21 protein-coding genes are annotated in these 21,007 nt (G+C 63.0%); 4 read left to right on the top strand and 17 right to left on the bottom strand.

Annotated elements, in window-relative coordinates:
- Positions 1-4 precede the first annotated feature (4 nt).
- The 14 genes from ACS5Q0_RS03735 to hemN all read right to left on the bottom strand — a co-directional run bounded on the left by ACS5Q0_RS03735 (position 5) and on the right by hemN (position 14,160).
- Positions 5-682, bottom strand: coding sequence for a helix-turn-helix domain-containing protein (locus ACS5Q0_RS03735; RefSeq protein ID WP_473125252.1), 678 nt, complete (start codon positions 680-682; stop codon positions 5-7).
- Between the two features lie 110 nt (positions 683-792).
- Entirely contained in the window at positions 793-1,170 is a 378-nt protein-coding gene (locus ACS5Q0_RS03730) for a response regulator transcription factor (protein ID WP_473125251.1), read from the bottom strand.
- 115 nt (positions 1,171-1,285) lie between these two features.
- Entirely contained in the window at positions 1,286-1,918 is a 633-nt protein-coding gene (gene fixJ, locus ACS5Q0_RS03725) for a response regulator FixJ (protein ID WP_473125250.1), read from the bottom strand.
- Positions 1,908-3,446 carry a PAS domain-containing sensor histidine kinase gene (locus ACS5Q0_RS03720; RefSeq protein ID WP_473125249.1) on the bottom strand — a complete coding sequence of 513 codons (1,539 nt, stop codon included), beginning with the start codon at positions 3,444-3,446 and terminating at the stop codon, positions 1,908-1,910. Before ACS5Q0_RS03720 ends, fixJ begins: the two co-directional genes overlap by 11 nt.
- Before the next feature lie 137 nt (positions 3,447-3,583).
- Positions 3,584-4,696 (bottom strand): MFS transporter, encoded by a 1,113-nt coding sequence (locus ACS5Q0_RS03715; protein ID WP_473125248.1) that lies wholly within the window; start codon positions 4,694-4,696, stop codon positions 3,584-3,586.
- Positions 4,693-4,842 (bottom strand): cbb3-type cytochrome oxidase assembly protein CcoS, encoded by a 150-nt coding sequence (gene ccoS, locus ACS5Q0_RS03710; RefSeq protein ID WP_473125247.1) that lies wholly within the window; start codon positions 4,840-4,842, stop codon positions 4,693-4,695. The genes ACS5Q0_RS03715 and ccoS overlap by 4 nt, the downstream gene beginning before the upstream one ends.
- Positions 4,843-4,845: 3 nt before the next feature.
- On the bottom strand, positions 4,846-7,095 hold the full coding sequence (locus ACS5Q0_RS03705; protein WP_473125246.1) for a heavy metal translocating P-type ATPase: 2,250 nt from the start codon (positions 7,093-7,095) through the stop codon (positions 4,846-4,848).
- Positions 7,096-7,111: 16 nt separating this feature from the next.
- On the bottom strand, positions 7,112-7,603 hold the full coding sequence (locus ACS5Q0_RS03700) for a FixH family protein (RefSeq protein ID WP_473125245.1): 492 nt from the start codon (positions 7,601-7,603) through the stop codon (positions 7,112-7,114).
- Between the two features lie 12 nt (positions 7,604-7,615).
- A complete protein-coding gene (gene ccoG, locus ACS5Q0_RS03695; RefSeq protein ID WP_473125244.1) occupies positions 7,616-9,076 on the bottom strand; it encodes a cytochrome c oxidase accessory protein CcoG in 1,461 nt (486 codons plus the stop codon).
- A 140-nt stretch (positions 9,077-9,216) separates the two neighbouring features.
- Entirely contained in the window at positions 9,217-10,101 is an 885-nt protein-coding gene (gene ccoP / locus ACS5Q0_RS03690) for a cytochrome-c oxidase, cbb3-type subunit III (protein WP_473125243.1), read from the bottom strand.
- A 4-nt stretch (positions 10,102-10,105) separates the two neighbouring features.
- Entirely contained in the window at positions 10,106-10,261 is a 156-nt protein-coding gene (locus ACS5Q0_RS03685; protein ID WP_370436822.1) for a cbb3-type cytochrome c oxidase subunit 3, read from the bottom strand.
- Positions 10,262-10,271: 10 nt separating this feature from the next.
- Complete coding sequence (gene ccoO / locus ACS5Q0_RS03680) at positions 10,272-11,006, bottom strand: cytochrome-c oxidase, cbb3-type subunit II (protein WP_473125242.1); 735 nt, start codon at positions 11,004-11,006, stop codon at positions 10,272-10,274.
- Between the two features lie 11 nt (positions 11,007-11,017).
- Positions 11,018-12,682: a cytochrome-c oxidase, cbb3-type subunit I gene (gene ccoN / locus ACS5Q0_RS03675; RefSeq protein WP_473125241.1), complete on the bottom strand. Its 1,665-nt coding sequence runs from the start codon at positions 12,680-12,682 to the stop codon at positions 11,018-11,020.
- Between the two features lie 134 nt (positions 12,683-12,816).
- On the bottom strand, positions 12,817-14,160 hold the full coding sequence (hemN, locus tag ACS5Q0_RS03670; protein WP_473125240.1) for an oxygen-independent coproporphyrinogen III oxidase: 1,344 nt from the start codon (positions 14,158-14,160) through the stop codon (positions 12,817-12,819).
- A 162-nt stretch (positions 14,161-14,322) separates the two neighbouring features.
- On the opposite strand from hemN, the gene ACS5Q0_RS03665 reads away from it, so the two are divergent.
- From ACS5Q0_RS03665 to ACS5Q0_RS03655, 3 genes are all read left to right on the top strand, one after another.
- Positions 14,323-15,303 carry a S1C family serine protease gene (locus tag ACS5Q0_RS03665; RefSeq protein WP_473125239.1) on the top strand — a complete coding sequence of 327 codons (981 nt, stop codon included), beginning with the start codon at positions 14,323-14,325 and terminating at the stop codon, positions 15,301-15,303.
- A 70-nt stretch (positions 15,304-15,373) separates the two neighbouring features.
- Positions 15,374-16,210: an aldo/keto reductase gene (locus ACS5Q0_RS03660; protein WP_473125238.1), complete on the top strand. Its 837-nt coding sequence runs from the start codon at positions 15,374-15,376 to the stop codon at positions 16,208-16,210.
- A 47-nt stretch (positions 16,211-16,257) separates the two neighbouring features.
- Positions 16,258-17,091 carry an inositol monophosphatase family protein gene (locus ACS5Q0_RS03655; RefSeq protein ID WP_473125237.1) on the top strand — a complete coding sequence of 278 codons (834 nt, stop codon included), beginning with the start codon at positions 16,258-16,260 and terminating at the stop codon, positions 17,089-17,091.
- Here the strand turns inward: ACS5Q0_RS03655 and ACS5Q0_RS03650 are convergent.
- The 3 genes from ACS5Q0_RS03650 to serA all read right to left on the bottom strand — a co-directional run bounded on the left by ACS5Q0_RS03650 (position 17,082) and on the right by serA (position 19,675).
- A complete protein-coding gene (locus tag ACS5Q0_RS03650; RefSeq protein ID WP_473125236.1) occupies positions 17,082-17,693 on the bottom strand; it encodes a hypothetical protein in 612 nt (203 codons plus the stop codon). The genes ACS5Q0_RS03655 and ACS5Q0_RS03650 overlap by 10 nt on opposite strands.
- 138 nt (positions 17,694-17,831) lie before the next feature.
- Complete coding sequence (locus tag ACS5Q0_RS03645) at positions 17,832-18,365, bottom strand: hypothetical protein (RefSeq protein WP_473125235.1); 534 nt, start codon at positions 18,363-18,365, stop codon at positions 17,832-17,834.
- A 62-nt stretch (positions 18,366-18,427) separates the two neighbouring features.
- Complete coding sequence (gene serA / locus ACS5Q0_RS03640; RefSeq protein ID WP_473125234.1) at positions 18,428-19,675, bottom strand: phosphoglycerate dehydrogenase; 1,248 nt, start codon at positions 19,673-19,675, stop codon at positions 18,428-18,430.
- 469 nt (positions 19,676-20,144) lie between these two features.
- Between serA and ACS5Q0_RS03635 the strand changes: the two genes are divergently transcribed.
- Positions 20,145-20,918: an endonuclease/exonuclease/phosphatase family protein gene (locus ACS5Q0_RS03635; RefSeq protein ID WP_473125233.1), complete on the top strand. Its 774-nt coding sequence runs from the start codon at positions 20,145-20,147 to the stop codon at positions 20,916-20,918.
- Positions 20,919-21,007: the final 89 nt, after the last annotated feature.

Below are 21,007 nucleotides of genomic sequence, written 5' to 3'. Positions count from 1 at the left end.
TGAATTAGGCTTCGAGGCGTTCGAGAGCCGTCTTGTCGCGTAGCACGATGGAGCGGCGGTGGGCTGGCAGTTCGATGACCCCCTGACGCTCCAGCTGAGTGAGCGAGCGGGAGACCGTCTCGATCGTCAGGCCGAGGTGATCGGCAATATCGATTCGCGACATGGGCAGATCGACATGACCGTCTTCCGCAAGGCGATCGGACATCACGAGCAGGAAGGAGGCGATCTTTTCAAGGGCATGCTTGCGGCCGAGCAGGAGCATGTGATCCTGGGCCCGTTCGAGAGCGCGCATCACGGATGAGGTGACCTGGTTGGCGAAGGCCTGATCTCGCGAGGCCAGGGTCTCGAGGCTGCAGCGCCGGTATGCGACAATGATGGCCCCACCGAGGGCTTCGGCGCTGAAGCGGTGCTCATCGCCCAATTCCATGCCGAAGATGTCGCCCGGAAGATGAAAGGCGTCGATCTGGCGGCGGCCGTCGCTCAGGAGCTTGAAGGTGCGCACCGCACCCGAAACTACCTTGTAGAAGTAGGCAGCCCGGTCACCCTCGGCAAAAATCTCTTCGTCCTTGGACACTGTCCGGGCCGTGCCGAGTTCGGGAGCGGTGCGGGGAGCCGGGGGCGTGCGCAGGAGCGCGACGTTCGGGACAATCTGGGTGTTGAGGGAAGCGTGCGCGGTCTGCATGGGGCTCTCGTCGGTCGTTCGGTTGACGTGAGCTCAGGAGTACCCTGGGGCCGGTGTGAGCGAAATTCAGATGCTCTCCTAAGGGATATCCCGGAGGCGAGCTTGGCCGCTCAGGCGGGCGTGTTCAGGGCGCCCCGGATGCTGTCGAGCAAGGTGCTGTCTTCCAAGGGTTTTTCAATCACCTGGCGGAACCCGGAACTGGCCGCGCGCTTGCACATGTCGTCCGTCATGCGGGCCGTGATCAGGATGGCGGGAAGAGTGACCAGCCGCCCGTGGAGCCGGTCCATCAGCTCGACACCGTTCATGGTCGGCATGTAATAGTCCACGACGAGGCAGCCGGAGGACGGCAGCTCCGGCTCGGCGAGGAGTTCGGCGCCGCTCTCATAGGTGCGCACGTCCATCCCCTCGAGCTCGAGGGCGAATTTCAATGATTGTCGAACGGCGGCATCGTCATCAACGACGATGACCGGCCCTGGTGTCATGGACATTGGGGGGTCCTGATGGGTCCCTGGCTCTCGGATCTCGATCAAACCTAATCCAACAGAGGGGTGATGGGCTTGATATGGGTCAATCCGGGGTTGCCTGCGAGCTCAGGAATCTTCCTTAAGGACTTTCGCCGGTTCCGGGCCGAACGCCGACAAGAAGGGCCATGCGGACAAGCTCCGACAGGCTGGAAGCCTGCATCTTCGTCATCACGTTCGCCCGGTAGATCTCCACGGTGCGCGGGCTGATGCCGAGATCGTAGGCGATCACCTTGTTGGCCTTGCCGGCGACGAGGCCCTCCAAAACCTGGCTCTCCCGCTCGGACAGGGCCTCGACGCGCGCCCGCACTTCCGCGGTCTGCGCATCCTGGTGCGCTTGCTTTTCCTGGTGCCTGAGCGCGGCCCGGACGGCCGCAAGGAAAAGATCATCGTCGAAGGGCTTTTCGATGAAGTCGATGGCCCCTTCCTTCATGGCTTCCACCGCAAGGGGGACATCCGCGTGGCCGGTCATGACGATGACCGGAAGGGTGAAGCCGCGGCTCTTCAGGTGCCGCAGGAACGCGATGCCGTCGATGCCGGGCATTCGGACATCCGTGACGATGCAGCCGTCGGAGGCGATCTTCACGCTGTCCAGAAACGAGGAAGCCGATTCGTGGAGGCGCACCGGCAAACCGTCGGAGGCGAGCAGGAAGGAGAGGGATTGGCGCACCGCAAGATCATCGTCCACCACATGCACAATGGCTTCACTCGGCATTCGCTAGTTCCTCCTGACTGACCGCACGTAGTGTAAATCGGAAGGTCGTGCCCTGACCGACTTCCGACTCGATCCAGATCTTCCCGCCATGGGACTCGATGATGGTTCGGCAGATCGACAGGCCGACGCCCATGCCGTGTTTCTTCGTCGTCACGAATGGCTCGAACAGACGCTTCAGAACCTCGGGCTCGATCCCCGTTCCGGTGTCCCCGACACTCACCTCCACGAGACCGTCCTTGGGCAAGGCGTGGCTGGCGATCACCAGTTCGCGCTTGGGCGCGTCCTGCATGGCTTCGATCGCGTTGCGGATGAGGTTCAGAAGAACCTGCTGAATCTGAATGCGGTCCACCAGCACGAGAGGCGCGCTCGTGTCTAACTTGTATGAGACGCGCACGCCCTTTTCGCGAGCCCCCACCAGCGCGAGAGCGCTCGCTTCCTGGATCAGTTTGGGCAGGTTCTCGATGTGACGTTCGCTCTCGCCGCGCGCCACGAATTCGCGCAGGTGGCGGATGACCTGGCCCGCCCGCAGCGCCTGCTCGGCTGCCTGGTTCACGGCGCCTTCCAGCATCGGCACGTCCTGGCCTTCCATGCGCTGCAGAATGCGACGGCAGCCCTTCAGATAATTCGCGATGGCCGTGAGCGGCTGGTTGATCTCGTGAGCCAGGGTCGAGGCCATCTCGCCGAGCGCCGTGAAGCGGGACATGTGCACGAGTTCGGATTGAAGCTCCTGCAGGCGGGCCTCCGTCTTCTGGCGCTCCGTGAGGTCGCGGATGAAGCCGGTGAAATAGCGCTGGCCGCTCGAGCGCATCTCGCCGACGGCGAGCTCGATCGGAAAGGTGGCCCCGTCCTTGCTCTGTCCCACCACGACCCGGCCGATGCCGATGATGCGCCTCTCGCCCGTCGTGAGATAGCGGTGCATGTAGCCGTCATGCTGCTCACGATAGGGATCCGGCATCAGGATCTTGATGTTCTCCCCGATGACCTCGTCGGCCCTGTAGCCGAAAAGCCTCTCGGCGGCGGCGCTGAAATACTGAATGAGGGCCTGCTCGTCGATGACGATCATGGCGTCCGGAATCGTCTCAAGAATCGAGCGCAGATGCGCTTCTCGGGTTTTCAGGGCTTCCTCGGCCGCCACGCGTTCGGTGATGTCCCGGGTGACCTTGGCGTAGCCGAGAAGCTCGCCCGCTTCGTTCTTCAACGGAGTCAGGCTGACATGGGCAATAAAGCTCGACCCGTCTTTGCGCAGGCGGAGGCCCTGGTCTTCAAAGCGCCCCTTGTCGCGCGCAATCTCGAGAGCCTGGTCGGCCTTGCCACTGGCGAGGTCTTCCGGTGTATGAAAGATCGAAAGATGGCGACCACGGATTTCGTCCCTGCTCCATCCACAGATGTGCTCGGCGCCCGCGTTCCAACTGATGACCCGGCCCTCGGAATCGAGCATGCAGATGGCATAATCCGTCACGGCGTCGACCAGGAGCTGAAAGCTGATATCCTGTTGCGGGACAGTCGGGGGGGAAGCCGAGGCGGTCAAAGGAAACTCCAGTCTGGGATAGTTTTCCAGCCGCCGACGAGGACCGGCAGCGGGAAAACGGTCACCATTCCTAGGACGTTCCTAGCACAGGCATAAGAGCGTTCATACAGGTGTATATTGTCGCGACGGCTGCGGCTTTAGACGAGACCCGCTGCGATGGCTCCCAGAAGGGCGGAGCCGAGAAGCGTCCCGTCGTGTAGCCCGAGAAGCCAGCGGGAGGGCTCGCCCTGTTCATGAATCCAAAGCGTCGTCCCCATCGTCACGAGCGACCAGCCTACGCCGAGAAGGGCCGCCGAGAGAGTGAAGGCGCCAGTCGTGGCAGCCAGCAGAAAGACGGCACCTGCTGCAGCGAGCAGGATGCAGCCGCCGATGGCGATCCAGCGGGGGCGGATCGCTTTGGGAATGCCGGCAAGCGCCAGAGATGGGGCGTACATGGCGATCACGTGCCATGCGATGGCGCCCGAAACGGCCTCGCCCAGGCCGCATCCGACCATGGCGATCGGGGTCGCGCCCATGAGGGCAGTCATGGCAAACCAGGCCAGGGCCCCCAGCGCGCTGGGCCACAGAATATGCCGCCATCCCAGCCGGGGAGCCGCTTCCGCACGCATGCGGCGAGCCGGGCGATGGGGTAGAACAGCGGTGACCCCGAGTGATCCGACATGCGCGAGAGCCGCTGCGGCCGCCATGCCCACCATCGTGTGAGGAACGGCAAGACCTTCAGCGAAGCCCGCAAGGCTCGGGGCAAGAAGACCCGCCACGGTGGCGGCTCCGAAGACCAGGAGAACGGAGCCCGTTCCCTTGGCTCCGAGAGGTGCTGCCGCATGCCGGTAGAACAGGCTGAAGCCACTGGCGATGCCGAGCCACAACGCTCCCAGCACCAGACTCGTGAACTGCCATTGCAGGAGAGACCACGCGGTGAGCAGACCACCGGCGACGCCCAGCGCGGCACCCAAGGAAAAGGCGGCCCGGCGGCCGAAGGCGTCGAGCAGCAGGGAGGCCGGCAGACTGGCCAATGCCGCTCCCGCATAGAACGCCGCATAGGGCAGGGTTGCCCAGGCTGCGTTCGGGGCGAGGGAGAGGCCCGCGATCGGCAGGATGGTCAGGGTGAATACCTGCGAGAGAACCGACAAGGCAAAGGCGGCTGCGAGCAGCGCCGTGCCGCCGTAATCCGGCTCATCGCCGGCGGCATCGATCGGCTCGCAGAGGCAGTCGAGCCGCCCCGCCCGCGGTATGGCAGACGATGCGCTCATGGCCTCAGGTCGTCATCCTTCAGGACGCGAACGGCGGCGCCTTCCACGTCTTCGAATTGCCCGCTCCTGAGTGACCAGAGAAAGGCGGCCAAGCCTGTAAGGCCTAGAACCAGGGCCGTCGGCACGAGATAGATCAGGACTTCCATGGATCAGGCTCCCTGCAGGGTTGGGACGGTTGGGGCCGCGTCGGCCTGTACGAGCGTCTCAGCCGAGGCACTGGCTTTGCCGCGCCGCGCGCGAAGGGCGTTCAGGGTGACGAGGCTCGACGAACCGGACATGGCGAGGGCAGCGACCAGCGGAGTCACGTAGCCAAGGAAGGCCAGGGGAACCGCGATCAGGTTATAGACCAGCGCAATGAGCAGATTCTGGCGCATCAGGGCGTGGGCGCGACGCGCGATGGCGACGGCATCGAGGACCGGCGAGAGCTTGTCTCCAAGGAAGACCGCATCCGCCTGAGCCTGTGTGATATCGGCTGCCGTGATCGGCGAGATGGACACGTCGGCTGCAGCGAGGGCCGGAGCGTCATTGAGGCCGTCCCCGACCATGAGCACCCGACGGCCATCGGCTTTGAGACTTTCGATCGCCGCGATCTTCTCGGCAGGCTTCGCGCCGCCGCGCCACTCGCGAATGCCGAGGGCGGAGGCGATCGGCGCGACAGCTTCGGGGCGGTCGCCGGACAAGATGCGGCAATCGACGCCGAGACCTTGCAGAGCCCTGACCGTGGCCATGGCATCGGGGCGCAGGGCCTGACGCACATGCAGAATGATACGTTCATGGCCGCGGGAGAAGGCGATCACGGAGACATCCGCCTCCTTGTCCGCCCGCTCGGCGGCGAGATCAGAAGCCCCGCAGAAGTTCGGGCTTCCGAGGCGAAGCTCCACTCCGGACACGACGGCCCTCACGCCTTGTCCGGCTTCCTCCGTCGCCTCCTCATAGGGGCGACGCTCCTTCGCTTCCTTCGATACGGCCGTCGCGAGCGGATGGTGGCTCGACAGCGCAAGGCGAGAGGCCGCCTCGAGCAGATCGGGGCGGATCGCGCTGGCATTGGCCACACGCATCTCCGGCAGGGTCAGCGTGCCAGTCTTGTCGAACACGACCGTGTCGATGCGGGCCAGGCGCTCCAAGGCATCGCCGGAATTGAGGAAGACGTTGGAGCGGAACAGGGCGCCTGACGCCACGACCTGAACGACAGGAACGGCAAGGGCCAGAGCGCAGGGGCAGGTGATGATGAGCACGGCCACGGCCGTGATGATGGCATCGTGCACCGACGAGCCCATGGCGATCCAGACGAGGGCCGTGATGGCGGCCGTAAGATGCACGACGGGCACATAGGCGCGTGCCACCTTATCGGCAAGCTGCACATAGCGGGACTTGGCGGCGGACGCGGATTCGAGAAGCCGCTCCACCTCATCGAGAAGCGTGCCTGTTCCGGCTGCCGTTACCTTCAGGGTGAGGGTGCCATCGTGGTTCATGCTGCCGGCATAGACATGATCGCCGGTCGCGGCGGCACGTCGTGCGGTTTCGCCGGTCACGAGACTCTCGTCGAGCTCGGAAATTCCGGAAAGGACGATCCCATCGACGGCGATGCGTTCACCAGGGCGCACCAGGACACGGTCGCCAGGGTTGAGCGCCGCCGTGGGAACGAGAACGGTCTCGCCATGCTCGTCGATGCGATGCGCCACCTCCGCCTTGAGCGCCGCGAGGTTGCCCGCGACGGCGCGTGTGCGGCGGCGCATGGCCTGATCGAGATAGCGGCCGCAGAGGAGAAAGAAGAGAAGCATCACGACGGAATCGAAATAGGTGTTCTCCGCGTGATTGATCGTTTCCACCACCGACATGATGAGGGCCAGCACGATGCCGATGGTGATCGGCACGTCCATGTTGGTGCGCTTGGCCTTCAGTGCGCCCAAGGCGCTGCGGAAGAAGGGCTGCCCCGCATAGGCAACGGTCGGAAGAGCGATGAAGGCGGCGAGCCAGTGGAAGAAGTCACGGGTTTCCGGCGTGATGTCGGTCACGTTGCCCGACCAGACGGAGACCGCGAGGAGCATGATGTTCATGGAGGCGAAGCCCGCGACCGCCAGACACCTCAGCAGCCATTGAGACCGGCGCGCCTCCTCCTCTTCGACCAGACGCGCCTGGTAAGGGTGGGCGCGATACCCGAGACGATCCAGTTCGCCGACGATGGCGGAGGGGGCGACGGCTCCTTCCTGCCACTGCACGGACAGGCGGTGGGTCGTGTAGTTGAGGCGTGCATCCACGACGCCGTTCAAGCGGCACAGTCCGCCCTCGATCTCGTCGATGCAGGCGGCGCAGTCGATGCCCTCGATGGCGAGATCGAGATGCGATGTCCCATCTTCCTGATGCTTGACGAAAACTGAGAGATCCAGCGTCTCGGCCATGGTCGCGGTCTTTCTGCTAGAGAGAAATGCGGCTCTTCGAGCGGAAGACGACATCATCTCCGCGCTTCAGGTCGATGACGAGGTCCCATCGCCCCTCCGGCAGCGGGCTGAGGCTCTGGTAACGACCATCGGACGTCTCCACAAGATCGACCGTGACGTCGTTGCGCTTGTCCGTTGGGTGGGCAAGGAGGACCTGCGCGGTGAGGCCGGAGAGGGCTTGCTCCTTCGCATCACGGGCCGTGATGAGAATGCCTCTCGCGGGGCCGCGTTGGAGCTGCGCCTCTACGGTCCAGTGACGCGCGTCCTGCGCATGGGCCGCTGCCACATCGTTCTCGAAGGTGAGACCCGCCTTGTAGGAACTCTCGGTCTCCACGCCGCTGAAGCTCGATACGGCAACACGGATCATCACGAAATTCATGGCGAAGATCACGCCGAAGAACGAGATCAGGTAGATGAGAACGGTGCGTCCGGTCAGGACACGGGGAGAGCGTTTTGCCGCCGTGGACATAGCTTGATCCTCTCAAGGCGCCTTGAAGTAATCACTCATCCGGGCCGTATCGCCCGTGGCGAGATCCGTGAGCGTGAAGTGGATATCGGTCGAGGAAGGGACGTCCGAGCCCTGCGAGCTCACGAGGACACGGGCTTCCAGGGTCTGGTCGGGCCCGACCTTGACGACGGCGCGGCCCTGCTGGTCGATCTCGCCGCCGACGATGTCGAGCTTCGCATTCGAGAGGCCGTCGACGGTGAGGACATAGCTGCGCTCATCGAGGTTCTTGTTGGCCACGCGAACGGTGAAGCCGTTACGGATGGATCCATCGGACAGGTGAACGAAGAGCGGGTTGCGATCATGCATGACGCTCAGATAAACGTTCTGGCGCATGGCGAGAGAGCCGATCATCGTCGCACCGACAAGGGCGATGATCACCGCATAGAAGATCGTGCGCGGGCGAACGATACGGTGCACCTCCGGACGGCCCTCGGCGCGAGCCTTCACGTTCATCTCGGTATCGTAGGCGATCAGGTTGAGCGGGCGATTGATCTTCTCCATTACCGTATTGCAGGCGTCGATGCACAGACCGCATTGAATGCAGTCGAGCTGCAACCCTTTGCGGATATCGACGCCCGTGGGGCAAACATTGACGCATTGATCGCAGTCGATGCAGTCGCCGGCCGGCAGGCCCAGGAGCCTCAGGGCATCGTTCTTCTTCATCGAGCCCCGCGGCTCTCCACGATCGTAGCGATACGTGACATTGAGAGCGTACTCATCCGTCAGAGCGGCCTGGATGCGGGGCCAGGGACACATATAGGTGCAGACCTGCTCGCGCATGAAGCCTGCCAGGGTGTACGTGGTGAAGGTGAGAATGCCGATCCAGATATAGGCGATCATCGGGGCCTGGAACGTCGCCAGGTCACGGACAAGAGTGGGCGCATCCGCGAAGTAGAGCACCCACGCGCCGCCGGTCCACCAGGCGATCATCAGCCAGATGAAATGCTTCATGCTTTTCTGCGCCGCCGTCTTGAGGGTGAGCTTCCCCTTATCCTTGAGCATCCGCTCGCGGCGGTCGCCCTCGATCCACCGCTCGACGGCATAGAAGAGATCGGTCCAGACCGTCTGCGGGCAGAGATAGCCGCACCAGACACGGCCGGCCACGGCATTCATCAGGAAGAGAGTGAGCGCGGCCAGCACCAGAAGTCCCGTGAAGTAATAGACTTCCTGCGGCCAGATCTCGATGAAGAAGAAATAGAAGCGGCGATGAGGCAGGTCGACCAGAATGGCCTGATCGGGGGCATGGGGGCCTCGATCCCAGCGGATGAAGGGAAGCAGGTAATAGATGCCGAGCGTGATGGCCAGCACGATCCATTTGATCGTGCGGAAGCGGCCTTTCACGGCCTGCGGATAAATCTGCTTGCGCGGGGCATAGAGCGGGGCGTCTTCGGTGCCTGAATTCGTAAGGGAGGGGGAGATTGGAGCGTCGGCCATCGAATCCGTCACAGGTTCTCGGACAAGAGAGACCTGGATAGGGGGGGGGTCGGCGAACCGCCTTGATTTGGGTCAAGCGGACGGCCGGAGATGCCTCTCCGGCCGTCCGTATAAATCCGTATGGGGTGGATTGCCGCAGCTTACGGGTTCTGACCGCCACCCAGGGAGTGGACGTAGAGCGTCAGGGCCTTGATGGTCGTGTCGTCGAGGCGTCCCTGCCAGGTCGGCATCACACCGCCGCGGCCAATGTTGATACCCTCGACGATGGTCGCCTTGTCGGACCCGAACAGCCAGATCTTGTCCGTAAGGTTCGGCGCGCCCATTTCCTGCATGCCTTGCCCGTTGGCGCCATGGCAGGCCGCGCAGTTGTCGGCGAAGACCTTCGCTCCTGCGGCGAGATCGACGCCCTTTTCCGTGGGCAGGCCTGACAGGGAACGGACATAATCCGCCACCTGCGAGATCTCCTCGCGCTTGAGCATTCCATCCCGGCCGAACGCAGGCATGCTTCCGGAGTGACCTTGGTCGCTGGTGGAACGAACGCCGAACTGAATCGTCTGATGGATCTGCTCAAGGGAGCCGCCCCACAGCCAGTCGTCGTCGTTCAGGTTGGGATAGCCCTTGGCGCCGCCGCCGCCCGCCCCATGGCAGGGCGCACAGTTGTCGCCGAAAGCTGCCTTGCCCTGAGTGCGGGCGAAGGCGAACATCTCGGGATCCTGCTTGATCTCGTCGAGGGAGCTGGCGGCGAGCTTGGCCGTCATGCCCGAACGCAGATCCTTGAGGGCCGCGAGATCGACTTCCACCGCCTCCCGAGACTGCCAGCCGAGAACGCCTTTCGTATAGGACGATACGAGCGGCCAGGCCGGATAGGCGATGCAGTAAGCGATTGCCCAGACGATGGTGATATAGAAGGTCCACAGCCACCAGCGCGGCAGCGGATTGTTGAGCTCCTCGATTTCGTCCCAGCTGTGCCCGGTCGTGGTCACGCCCGAGACGGCATCGACCTTTTCGTGAGTGTCATGGGCCATGGGATCAATCCTCCTGGAGAGGCATGCGGGCGGCAGCGTCGAAACGCTCCTTCCGCGAGGGGGCGAGAGCATAGACCAGGACCACCAGGAAGACGCCTACGAAGTAGAGCAGCCCCCAGGTCTGGGCGAATTCGGCGAAGAATTTGTATGCGGCTGGCATGGCATTGTCCTCAGCGCACGTTGGCCTTGTTGTCGTAGAGCTTGAAGTCGACCTGTGTGCCGAGCATCTGCAGATAGGCGATCAGAGCGTCCGCCTCGGTGACTTTCTGCGGATTGCCATCGAAACTGCGCGACTGAGCGTTCGGGTAGCGCTTGGCGAGGTCTTCGGCGTTCGGATCGTCGGTCGTGGCCTGGATGCGAACGTCGCTTTCCGCCTTTTTCACCATCTCCTCGGTGTAGGGCACGCCGAGCATTGCCTGGACCTTCATGTCCTCGGCGATCGAGGTCACGTCGAGCTCGTTCTTCTCGAGCCAGGGATAGCTCGGCATGATCGAGCCGGGCACCACGGCGCGGGGATCCTTGAGATGGTCGCGGTGCCAGTCGTCGGAGTACTTGTTGCCGACGCGGGCGAGATCCGGACCCGTGCGCTTGGAACCCCACTGAAACGGGCGGTCGTACATGCTCTCGGCGGCGAGAGAATAGTGGCCGTACCGCTCCACCTCGTCGCGCATCGGACGGATCATCTGGCTGTGGCAGTTGTAGCAACCTTCGCGCACATAGATGTTCCGGCCGGCCAGTTCGAGAGGCGTGTAGGGACGAACACCGTCCACCTTCTCGATGGTGCTCTTGAGGTAGAAGAGAGGCACGATCTCCACGAGGCCGCCGATCGAGATGACGAACAGCACGCCGATGACAAGGATGATCGAGTTGGTCTCGAAGATCTTATGACGGGACCAGAATGACATGATCGGTTCCTTTACTCCGCTGCAACGAGGGCGGGCTGTGCGGGAAGAGCCTCTTCCTCGACAGCTTCGGCTGTGGTGATGGTCTTCCAGACGTTCCAGGCCATGATCAGGCTGCCGGCGACGAAGAGGGCGCCGCCGAGGGCTCGGATGACATAGAAGGGGTGCATCGCTTCCACGGTTTCGATGAACGAGTATTCAAGGAAGCCGAGGCTGGTGTAGGCGCGCCACATGAGGCCCTGGAGGATTCCGGCGACCCACATCGACGAGATGTAAAGGACGATGCCGAGGGTCGAAATCCAGAAGTGCCAAGAGACGGCCTTGAGCGAATAGAGGCTCTTCTTGTCCCACAGCCACGGAACGAGGCAGTAGACCGCGCCGAAGGAGATGTAGGCGACCCACCCGAGAGCGCCGGCATGCACGTGGCCGATGGTCCAGTCGGTATAGTGCGACAGGGAGTTCACGGCCTTCACCGACATCAGGGGACCTTCGAAGGTGGCCATGCCGTAGAAGGCGACGGACACGACCATCAGGCGCAGCACGGGATCCGTGCGGAGCTTGTCCCAGGCGCCGGAGAGGGTCATGAGGCCGTTGATCATGCCGCCCCAGGAAGGCATCCACAGCATGATCGAGAAGACCATGCCCAGCGTCTGCGCCCAATCGGGCAGGGCGGTGTAGTGGAGGTGGTGCGGCCCGGCCCAGATGTAGATGAAGATCAGGGACCAGAAGTGGATGATGGACAGGCGGTAGGAATAGACCGGCCGCTCGGCCCGCTTCGGGATGAAGTAGTACATGATGGCGAGGAAGCCGGCCGTGAGGAAGAAGCCGACGGCATTATGGCCGTACCACCACTGGACGAGAGCGTCCTGAACGCCGGACCACACGATGTAGCTCTTCGGCGAGAAGATCGAGACGGGAATCGCCGCGTTGTTGCCCAGGTGCAGGACCGCGATCGTCAGGATGAAGGCGAAATAGAACCAGTTCGCCACATAGATATGCGGTTCCTTGCGGCGCATGACAGTGACCAGGAAGACGAGGAAATACGTTACCCAGACGACCGTCAGGAAAAGGTCAGCATACCATTCCGGCTCGGCATATTCCTTGCTCTGCGTGATGCCGAGCAGGTAGCCGGTTCCGGCAATGACGATGAAGAAGTTGTAGCCGAGAACGACGAACCAGGGCGCGATGTCGCCCGCCAGGCGGGCCCGGCAGGTGCGCTGCACCACATAGAACGAGCTTGCGATCAGCACGTTGCCGCCGAAGGCGAAGATCACCGCGGAGGTGTGCAGCGGCCGCATGCGTCCGAAGGACAGCCAGGACGTGTCGAAGTTGAGGGCCGGGAACGCCAGCTGAAGGGCAATGAGAAGGCCGATGGTGAAGCCTGCGATGCCCCAGAAGACGGAGGCGAGGGTCGCGAACTTCACCGGGCCCATGTTGTAGTTGGGTTTTCCGTTGATCGTCAGGGCGGGGCGAGCCGCGGGCCGCTCGTAGTAGCGGTTGACGATTGCAAAGACAGCCGCGACGCTCGCCGCCGCGAAGAGATACGCATGAAATGCGTATTCGGGCGTGTAGGCTTTCGCTGCGATGATGATGCTGAGAAAAGCCAAAGCGGCGAATGCAAGAGCAGATCCTGCCTCACCGATTGTCATTCCTTTGGGAGTTGTTGCCGTTTGAGCCATAGGTCTCGACCGTTCTAAAGTTTGGCGAGGCCTTGAGCTTCGCCATCAGTTTTCCTCACTAGGGGTGGGGTGGAAAAGGGGCATTGATGCAAATCAAACCGATGCTTTCGCCCCGCCGCTGCTCGCCGAAAGGACTAGACAGCGCGCGAATGACGCGCGGTTCCGCTTTCGAGATATCGATCGAAAGCCGCGCAGACGTTCCTGACCAGCAGACGGCTGTCCTCAGGAATGTCGATGCAAAGCCCATCGCGTTTGACGAGCCCGTCGCGCGCCAGTTCGTCGATTGCGACAAGCTCGGCCGCAAAATCATGCCTCTTCGCTTCGGGCGCGATCTCGGCGAGATCGACGGAGAAGTCGCACATAAGGCGCTCGATGATGCCTCTGCGCAGGCGGTCGTCGTCCGTCAGAGCCCGGCCCCGCACGGTGGCAAGGCGGCCTTTCGTGACCGATTCCCGATACGCGACGGTGCTCGGGGCGTTCTGGACATAGCCCTGCGGCAGAGAGCCGATGGCTGAGGTTCCGAAGCCGATGAGGGCTGTGGCCTCGTCGGTGGTGTAGCCCTGGAAGTTCCGGTGCAGCCGGCCCTCGCGCTGACGCAGGACGAGCGGGTCGTCGGGCTTCGCGAAATGATCGATGCCAATCTGGACATATCCGGCCTTCAGGAGAGCGGAGGCCGCCGCCGTACTCTGCTCGACACGCTCGATGGCGTCCGGCATTGCTTCTTCCGGAAGGAGCGCCTGATGGCGCTTCATCCAAGGAACATGGGCATAGCCGAACAGAGCGATGCGGTCCGGATCGAGCCTCAGGGCCTGCTCGACCGTGCGCAGGACGCTTTCGGTCGTCTGGTAGGGAAGGCCGTACATCAGGTCGAGGTTGAGACCGGTGACGCCTGCCTGGCGCAGCCAGGCGGCAACCTTTGCCGTCTGCTCGAACGACTGGATCCGATTGATGGTCTTCTGGACCTTGGGATCGAAATCCTGCACGCCCAGGCTCGCCCGGTTGAGACCGGACGCCGCAAGGGCCTCCACATGGTCGGGGGTGATGGTGCGCGGGTCGATCTCGACGGCGATCTCTGCAGACGGAAGAATCCCGAACGAGCGCTCCAGAAGGCTCATGATGCGCCGCAGATCTGTCCCGGACAGGATCGTCGGTGTGCCGCCGCCCCAGTGGATATGGGCCACGTCCATGCGGTTCGGCAGAGACTTGGCCACGAGCTCGATCTCGCGCGCGAGGAGTTCCACGTAGGAGGCAACCGGGCTGTAGCTGCGGGCGACGGTAGTGTGGCATCCGCAATAGAGGCACAGCTCCGCGCAGAAGGGGACGTGCAGGTAAAGCGAGAGCGCGGTCTGCGGCGACAGCTCCGAGAGCCAGCGCGCGTAAGTGGCCGGGTCCACTTCAGGCTTGAAGTGGGGCGCGGTCGGATAGCTCGTATAACGGGGGACGCGCTGGTCGTAGCGGGCAATGAGTTCTGGGGTCATGCCAGCTCTTTGCTTCGTCCGGGCGCCGGAAGCCTTGATCTAAGTCAAGGCAAGGGGGGACGGGTTGAACGCGGGGCGGGATCCGCCATCTTCATTGTATGGATGGTGCCTCGGGATCCGCTGCGGCGAGGTCTCGAGAGGCGGGGTTCAAGGAGTTTGTCGATGCAATCACCGGAGGAGTGGCAGATCCCGCCCGAATTCCAACCCGATCCGGATGGGCTCGCCTACGATCTGCGAGAGGCCCTGGGAGCCGTCGTCGCGCTCCGGGCCCGGGTGCCGGACGATGCTTTTACCGCAGAAACCCTCGGGACCGACCGGGCCGGCCAAGGTGTGGTCATTCGGGCGGATGGTCTCATCGTGACCATCGGATACCTGATCGCCGAGGCGGAGGAGGTGTGGCTCACCACCAACAAAGGCCGTACGGTCGGCGCCCACGTGATCGCCTATGATTACGACAGCGGCTTCGGTCTGGTGCAGGCGCTCGAACCACTCGGGCTGCCGGTGCTGCCTCTCGGGGATTCCCGGCGCCTGTCGCCGGGAGACAACGTCGTCATGGGAGGAAGCGGCGGTCGCACGCATTCATTGGCCGCTCAGGTGGTCGCGTGTCAGGAATTCGCCGGCTATTGGGAATATCTCATCGACAATGCAATCTTCACCGTGCCCGCACATCCCAATTGGGGCGGGACGGCCCTGATCGGGCCGCGGGGAGACCTCGTCGGAATCGGTTCCCTCCAGCTCCAGCACCAAGCCCAGGGCGGGGCCATCGTTCCCTTGAATATGAGCGTTCCCATCGATCTTCTGAAACCGATCCTGGACGATCTGCTGACCCTGGGTCGGGTCGGCGCTCCGCCCAAGCCGTGGCTCGGCTTCTATGCCTCGGAGACGGAAGAGGATCAGGTTTCGATCATTGGCCTTGCGGGCGATGCTCCGGCTCAGCGGGCGGGCCTGAAGACCGGTGATAACATTCGCGCTGTCGCCGGGCATGATGTATCGTCGCTTGCGGAGTTCTATCGCGCCATCTGGGCGCTCGGCCCTGCCGGCGTGGATGTGCCGCTGACATTGGAGCGCGAGGGCGATACCTTCGACGTGACGATCAGATCCGCCGATCGCAGCCGCTTCATGAAGACGCCCCGCCTGCAATAGCCTATCACTCCGGGCTCCTCCCATCACTGAAGGACAGTTTCATGCTCATCCTCCTTTGCGCAGCGCCGTTATGAACCGATCGGTTGCGCTTCCCTCCGGCGAAACGGTTCCTGCTCTCGGGCAGGGAACATGGCAAATGGCCGAGACCGCCGGCCGACGCGCTCGCGAGATCGAGGCGCTGCGCCTGGGCGTCGAACTGGGCATGAGCCTGATCGATACCGCGGAAATGTACGGCGAGGGCGCTTCGGAGGAGCTCATCGCCGAGGCTTTGGTGACAGAGCGCGAGCGGCTGTTCCTCGTGAGCAAGGTCTATCCGCACCATGCGAGCCGTGCGGGCGTCATCGAGGCATGCGAGCGGAGTCTGAAGCGCCTCAAGACCGATCGGCTCGATCTTTATCTTCTGCACTGGCGCGGGACGGTGCCTCTGGAAGAGACCGTTGCCGGATTCGAGAAGTTGCGCCGCGCCGGCAAGATCCGCCATTGGGGCGTCAGTAATTTCGACACGGACGACATGGAAGAGCTGTTCGAGGTCGAGGACGGTGCGAACTGTGCGACCAATCAGGTCCTCTACAACGTGACGCGGCGCGGGCCGGAATACGATCTGATCCCCTGGATGGAGAAACGCCGGATGCCGCTGATGGCCTATAGCCCCATCGAGCAGGGACGGCTGCCGAAAGCAGGCGTTCTGCAGGAGATCGGACGCAGTCACGATGCAAGCGCCTATCAGATCGCCTTGGCCTGGCTGCTCCAGAAACCCGGCATCATCGCCATTCCCAAGGCCTCGAGCCCTGCGCACGTGCGGGACAACCGGCGTGCTCTCGACATAACGCTCAGCCCCGACGAGCAGAGGGCCATCGACGCCGAGTTTCCGCCGCCCAAGCGCAAGCGCCCGCTTGAGATGATCTGACGCTTGCTTCTCCCGGTCATGATTGAACAGCCACTGCGTTGAGTCCGATGATGTTTTCCAGAGCCGATGCCCTTACCGTTGCGGAGATCCTCAGGAACGCCGCCCAAGCCGAAATCCTGCCGAGGTTCAAGAACCTGTCCGCCGGTGAGATCCGCACCAAGACCTCTCGGCTCGACCTGGTGACGGACGCCGACGAGGCGGCTGAGCGCGCCATCGAAGCTCAGCTTCTCAAGGCGTTTCCGAAGGCTCTCGTGATCGGCGAAGAGGGCGTCAGCCGAAACCCGGCCCTTCTCGACGGATTGGGGGAGGCCGAGCTTGCCTTCATCCTCGACCCTGTCGACGGCACCCTGAATTTCGCATCCGGCCTGCCGCTGTTTGGCGTCATGGCATCGGCCGTGATGAAGGGGGAGGTCGTCGGCGGCGTCATCCTCGATCCGATCTCCGACGATTGGGCTCTCGCCGTGCGCGGCGAAGGCGCATGGCTGCAGCGATCCGACGGCTCGACGCGCGCTCTCGGCGTAGCGCCGCCCGTTCCGTTGCGGGAAATGGCGGGCAACGTATCCTGGCGGTATCTGCCCGAGGCGTTGCGCCCCGTCGTGACCGGCAATCTGCCGCAGATCGCCATGGCGGCGGATTTGCGATGCGCCGCGCACACCTATCGCCTGCTCGCCGGCGGTCATCTGCACTTCGCCTTCTCGTCGAGCATCATGCCTTGGGATCATGCGGCTGGCTGGCTGATCCACCGCGAAGCGGGCGGCTATACGGCCCATTTCGACGGTTCTCCCTACCGGCCGACCCATCGTGGAGGCGGGCTGATCAGCGCCCCCGACAAGGAAAGCTGGCAGGCGTTGCGCGATGCCCTTCTGCCGGCTCAGCTCTGAAATCGCTGGCCGGTAGGGCCGACGATCGCATTGATCTCGGCGATCCTGGCGCAGCGTTTCTTGCACTGCCGGTCGAGATGCCAGGAACGGCCGATGCTCAGTCCAAGGACCGGAATCGACCAGAGAATGTCGATTGCATTCAGCAGAACGAGGATGAAGGCCGCGATCGAGACAAGCCACATCTCGATCCGCCCGAAGCCCATGGTGTATTCGTTCTTCAGGGCGAGTTGCTGGCGCTCAAGGAGCAGGTCGACATTGGCGGAGTTCGTGCCCTTGCGTGGCGCGGCACGCGTCCCATGGCATAGTGCTTCGAGCGATTTTTGCAGCAGGTTCAGTTGCAGCAGTCGGTCGTGGACGGTGCCGGCGGCCGGCTGGGCGATGGAAAATGCGCTGAAGAGGCGATTGTAGAGCGCCTGAATCGCAGGAGGGGAATTGTCCTGCTCCGCGCTGAGATGAGGCGCTTGGAAGCGATCGGTGATGCGTCTGCGGATCTGCGCCGCCGTGTCGGCGGTCCCGGAGGATGCTCCTTCCAGCTGGAAGGATGTTGCAACATGATCCGCAATCAGGCTCTCAACCGCTATGGAAGTCGTCTCCATCGACATGTATCGCTTCCTTCCCTGAAGGCCGCGTCGACGGTTTGACCATGACTGCGGCCGACAATAGCCTCCCGATCATGAATTCTTAAGGTTAACGGAGACTTAAAAAGGAACGTGTTCGATCCAGGGCGAAGGAAGGGGCGCTCATGCGTCGGGTCCGGCCTCCGAATGTCCCGGAACCATCTTGGCCAGGTTCTGGAGGAAGGTAACCGCCTCTGCGGGGCGGCCTTCCTGCTCGGCGATCTTGCTGATGTTTTGCAGAAGAGTGGCGATTTCGCTCGCCTTTGCCACCCGTCCCACCGCCAGCACATGGAAGAAGGCCGAGAAAGCCACCATGACGGCTTGGTTGTGCTCTTCCAGCCTTCTGCACTGCTCTTTCAGGGACTTGAGGTCCTTCTCTTGAGATGAAACAATATCCACAAGAGTCAGCATCTGTTCGGCTAACGTGTCGACGGAGGCGCTCATATCGATCGGGATGTCTCGCTCTTCGGGAGGGGCGGGCGTGATCGCGTCTCCGGTCATGGAGTTACTCTCTCTCGACCGTGACGGCGACTGTAAGTCGTCGAGCGCAGCGTCGGCATCCTTCACTGTCACAGCCGGAAGACGTGCAGCATCCGCAATGCGCGATGCCGTCTGCTGCAGGAGGCTGCGAAGGCGTTCCTGAACGCGTGCGATCATGCGGCGATCCAAGCACGACGGCGCACTTTAGGAAAGTGCCGTGTCACTCGAGGCTCGCTCGTTCAGCCAAGCGCATAGAGCAGGCGTGCCCGGATCGTGCCCTCCAGGGCGCGGATCTCCTTCAACATCTCCCGGCTCTGCTCGGGCTGGCCTTCCACCTCGATGACGACATAACCAATCTCACCGTCGGTTTGCAGGTGCTGTGCCGTGATGTTGAGGCCACGCTTGGAGAACGCTTGGTTGAGGCGTCCGAGGATGCCGGGCACGTTACGGTGCACATGGATATAGCGCGTTCCCGTGGCGCGCGACGACAGTTGCGCTTGCGGGAAGTTCACCGCGCCTATGGTCGAGCCGACATCCGAATAGTCGATCAGTTTTCTGGCGACTTCAGCGCCGATGCGCTCCTGCGCCTCTTCCGTCGAGCCGCCGATGTGCGGCGTAAGGATGACGTTGTCGATTCCCTGGAGCGGCGTCGCGAAGCGTTCCTTGTTCGAGGCTGGTTCAACAGGGAAAACGTCGACGGCCGCGCCGCGCAAATGTCCGCTCTTCAAGGCCTCCGCGAGCGCATCGAGGTCCACCACGGTGCCGCGGCTGTTGTTGATGAGATACGCCCCTTTCTTCATGGCGGCCAGTTCGGCGGCGCCGATCATGCCGTGCGTGGCGGGTGTCTCGGGCACATGCAGGCTCACCACATCGCTCTGGATCAGCAGATCGTGCAGGCTGTCCGCCGGTTCCGTGTTGCCATGGCGAAGCTTGTCGGTTTGATCGTAGAAGATGACCCGCATCCCCATCGACTCGGCGAGATACGACAACTGCGAGCCGATATTGCCGTAGCCGACGATACCGAGGGTCTTGCCGCGCACCTCGTGGCTGTCGACCGCCGACTTCTCCCAACCGCCGGCGTGGGCCGCCACGGATTTCGGGAAGATGCGGCGAAGCAGCATGACGATTTCGCCGATCACGAGCTCGGCGACGCTGCGGGTGTTGGAGAAGGGAGCATTGAAGACCGGAATCCCGGCATGACGGGCCGCTTCCAGATCGACCTGGTTCGTGCCCACGCTGAAGCAGCCGACGGCGATGAGCCGGTTCGCTGCGGCGAGGACGTTGCCGGTCAGCTGGGTCCTGGAGCGGATGCCAAGAATATGCACGCCCTGGAGCGCTTCGATCAGCTGCTCCTCATCGAGGGCAGTCTTGAGATAGGTCAGGTTCGTATAGCCTGCCGACCGGATCAACTCGACCGCGCTATCGTTGACGCCTTCGAGGAGAAGCACGCGAATCTTATCTTTCTGGAGTGAGAACTGCTCGCTCATGTCGGCTCCATTCACCTGTCACGCAATGCCCATCGCTCTCACGGAACGTCTGGAGAAATCCTTCGGGCGTCCCGGCGGGAGCTGGACATCCGCCGTGACGGTCAGTGCCCCAGCCGGGGGCGTCTTTGCAAGGGGGAAAGCTCCTCGAAGGAGGCAATTTCATACCTCCTATGCGTCACGGTCCCCTAACGGTTTGGGAGTATCTTGAATCAATCCGATTGCTCGGGCAGTCGGTCAGAAAGACGGGAGCCGGTGCCGGATGTACGCACGGCTCCCGTTTCTTTGTTGCAAAACTTCCCAGATTCATATCCGATGGGCGCCGATTCCTCAGCTTGCCCTTTGTCTCGGCAGGGCGGCCACGGATGGAACCGGGCGAGGAAGCTCTGCGTCGTTCACGTGTGAGTACGGCTGAGGCTGCCATTCCGCAGCCTTTCTTTCATAGGCATATGTTCCACGAAGAGGAGGCGCGGTGCCGCGGATACTGACCTACAATGTCCGCCGATGTCTCGGGACGGACGGGCGCGTTTCACCGGGGCGCATCGCTGACGTGATCGCAGGTTGCGAGCCGGACGTCGTGGCGTTGCAGGAGCTCGACGTCAGGCGCGCGCGCACCGGAGGGGTCGATCAGGCGCATGCCATCGCGCAGGCCCTCGGCATGCAGATGCACTTTCATGCCAGCCTTCGGGTGCTTGAGGAGGAATACGGCAATGCCATCCTGACCCATCGGCCCTCGCAGGTGGTCAAGGCGGGATCGCTTCCCGGCGGATCTGGCGGACTGGCGCCTGAACCGAGAGGGGCTCTCTGGGCGTCGATCGATCTCGGCGGGACGGATGTGCAGGTGATCACCACGCATCTTGGTTTGCGCCGTCATGAACGATTGGCGCAGGTGGATTGTCTTCTCGGACCCCAATGGCTGGGGCACCCGTCCTGCCGCGAGCCTGTCATTCTGCTGGGGGATTTCAACGCGTCGCCCCGATCCAGAGCGTACCGGCGACTGGCATCCCGTCTTCGCGATGCCCAGGTATCAGTGCCGCATCAGCGTGCAAAACCGACCTTTCCATCCCGTCTGCCGATCCTGCGGATCGATCATGCCTTCGTCACCCGCTCGATCCATGTGGTTCGCGTCGAGCCCGTGCGCTCACCCATGGCTCGGATCGCTTCGGACCATCTGCCGCTCATGATCGAGTTCCAGGTTCATCCGGTCAGGGGACAAAAGGCCGACGTGGAGCAGGTCCGCGAGTAGAGAGGGAACCGGCACGCATCAGGATCGCTTGTCCTCGGGCGGCCCGGCAGTCTTACGCCGCAGGCCTCATCGGCTCTTCATAAGACGGG

This window comes from Microvirga sp. HS2 (assembly GCF_055792805.1).
The sequence above is the reverse complement of the archived record's forward strand: the minus strand, read 5'-3'. Positions and strand labels throughout refer to the sequence as shown.

Coding starts and splice junctions, on each gene's coding strand:
- serA (WP_473125234.1), bottom strand. CDS start 19,675: ATGAGCGAGCAGTTCTCACTCCAGAAAGATAAGATTCGCGTGCTTCTC.
- ccoP (WP_473125243.1), bottom strand. CDS start 10,101: ATGGCCCATGACACTCACGAAAAGGTCGATGCCGTCTCGGGCGTGACC.
- ACS5Q0_RS03655 (WP_473125237.1), top strand. CDS start 16,258: ATGATGTTTTCCAGAGCCGATGCCCTTACCGTTGCGGAGATCCTCAGG.
- ACS5Q0_RS03650 (WP_473125236.1), bottom strand. CDS start 17,693: ATGTCGATGGAGACGACTTCCATAGCGGTTGAGAGCCTGATTGCGGAT.
- ACS5Q0_RS03705 (WP_473125246.1), bottom strand. CDS start 7,095: ATGGCCGAGACGCTGGATCTCTCAGTTTTCGTCAAGCATCAGGAAGAT.
- ccoN (WP_473125241.1), bottom strand. CDS start 12,682: ATGGCTCAAACGGCAACAACTCCCAAAGGAATGACAATCGGTGAGGCA.
- ACS5Q0_RS03715 (WP_473125248.1), bottom strand. CDS start 4,696: ATGAGCGCATCGTCTGCCATACCGCGGGCGGGGCGGCTCGACTGCCTC.
- ccoG (WP_473125244.1), bottom strand. CDS start 9,076: ATGGCCGACGCTCCAATCTCCCCCTCCCTTACGAATTCAGGCACCGAA.
- ccoO (WP_473125242.1), bottom strand. CDS start 11,006: ATGTCATTCTGGTCCCGTCATAAGATCTTCGAGACCAACTCGATCATC.
- ACS5Q0_RS03700 (WP_473125245.1), bottom strand. CDS start 7,603: ATGTCCACGGCGGCAAAACGCTCTCCCCGTGTCCTGACCGGACGCACC.
- ccoS (WP_473125247.1), bottom strand. CDS start 4,842: ATGGAAGTCCTGATCTATCTCGTGCCGACGGCCCTGGTTCTAGGCCTT.
- ACS5Q0_RS03665 (WP_473125239.1), top strand. CDS start 14,323: ATGCAATCACCGGAGGAGTGGCAGATCCCGCCCGAATTCCAACCCGAT.
- ACS5Q0_RS03685 (WP_370436822.1), bottom strand. CDS start 10,261: ATGCCAGCCGCATACAAATTCTTCGCCGAATTCGCCCAGACCTGGGGG.
- ACS5Q0_RS03660 (WP_473125238.1), top strand. CDS start 15,374: ATGAACCGATCGGTTGCGCTTCCCTCCGGCGAAACGGTTCCTGCTCTC.
- hemN (WP_473125240.1), bottom strand. CDS start 14,160: ATGACCCCAGAACTCATTGCCCGCTACGACCAGCGCGTCCCCCGTTAT.
- fixJ (WP_473125250.1), bottom strand. CDS start 1,918: ATGCCGAGTGAAGCCATTGTGCATGTGGTGGACGATGATCTTGCGGTG.
- ACS5Q0_RS03730 (WP_473125251.1), bottom strand. CDS start 1,170: ATGTCCATGACACCAGGGCCGGTCATCGTCGTTGATGACGATGCCGCC.
- ACS5Q0_RS03645 (WP_473125235.1), bottom strand. CDS start 18,365: ATGATCGCACGCGTTCAGGAACGCCTTCGCAGCCTCCTGCAGCAGACG.
- ACS5Q0_RS03735 (WP_473125252.1), bottom strand. CDS start 682: ATGCAGACCGCGCACGCTTCCCTCAACACCCAGATTGTCCCGAACGTC.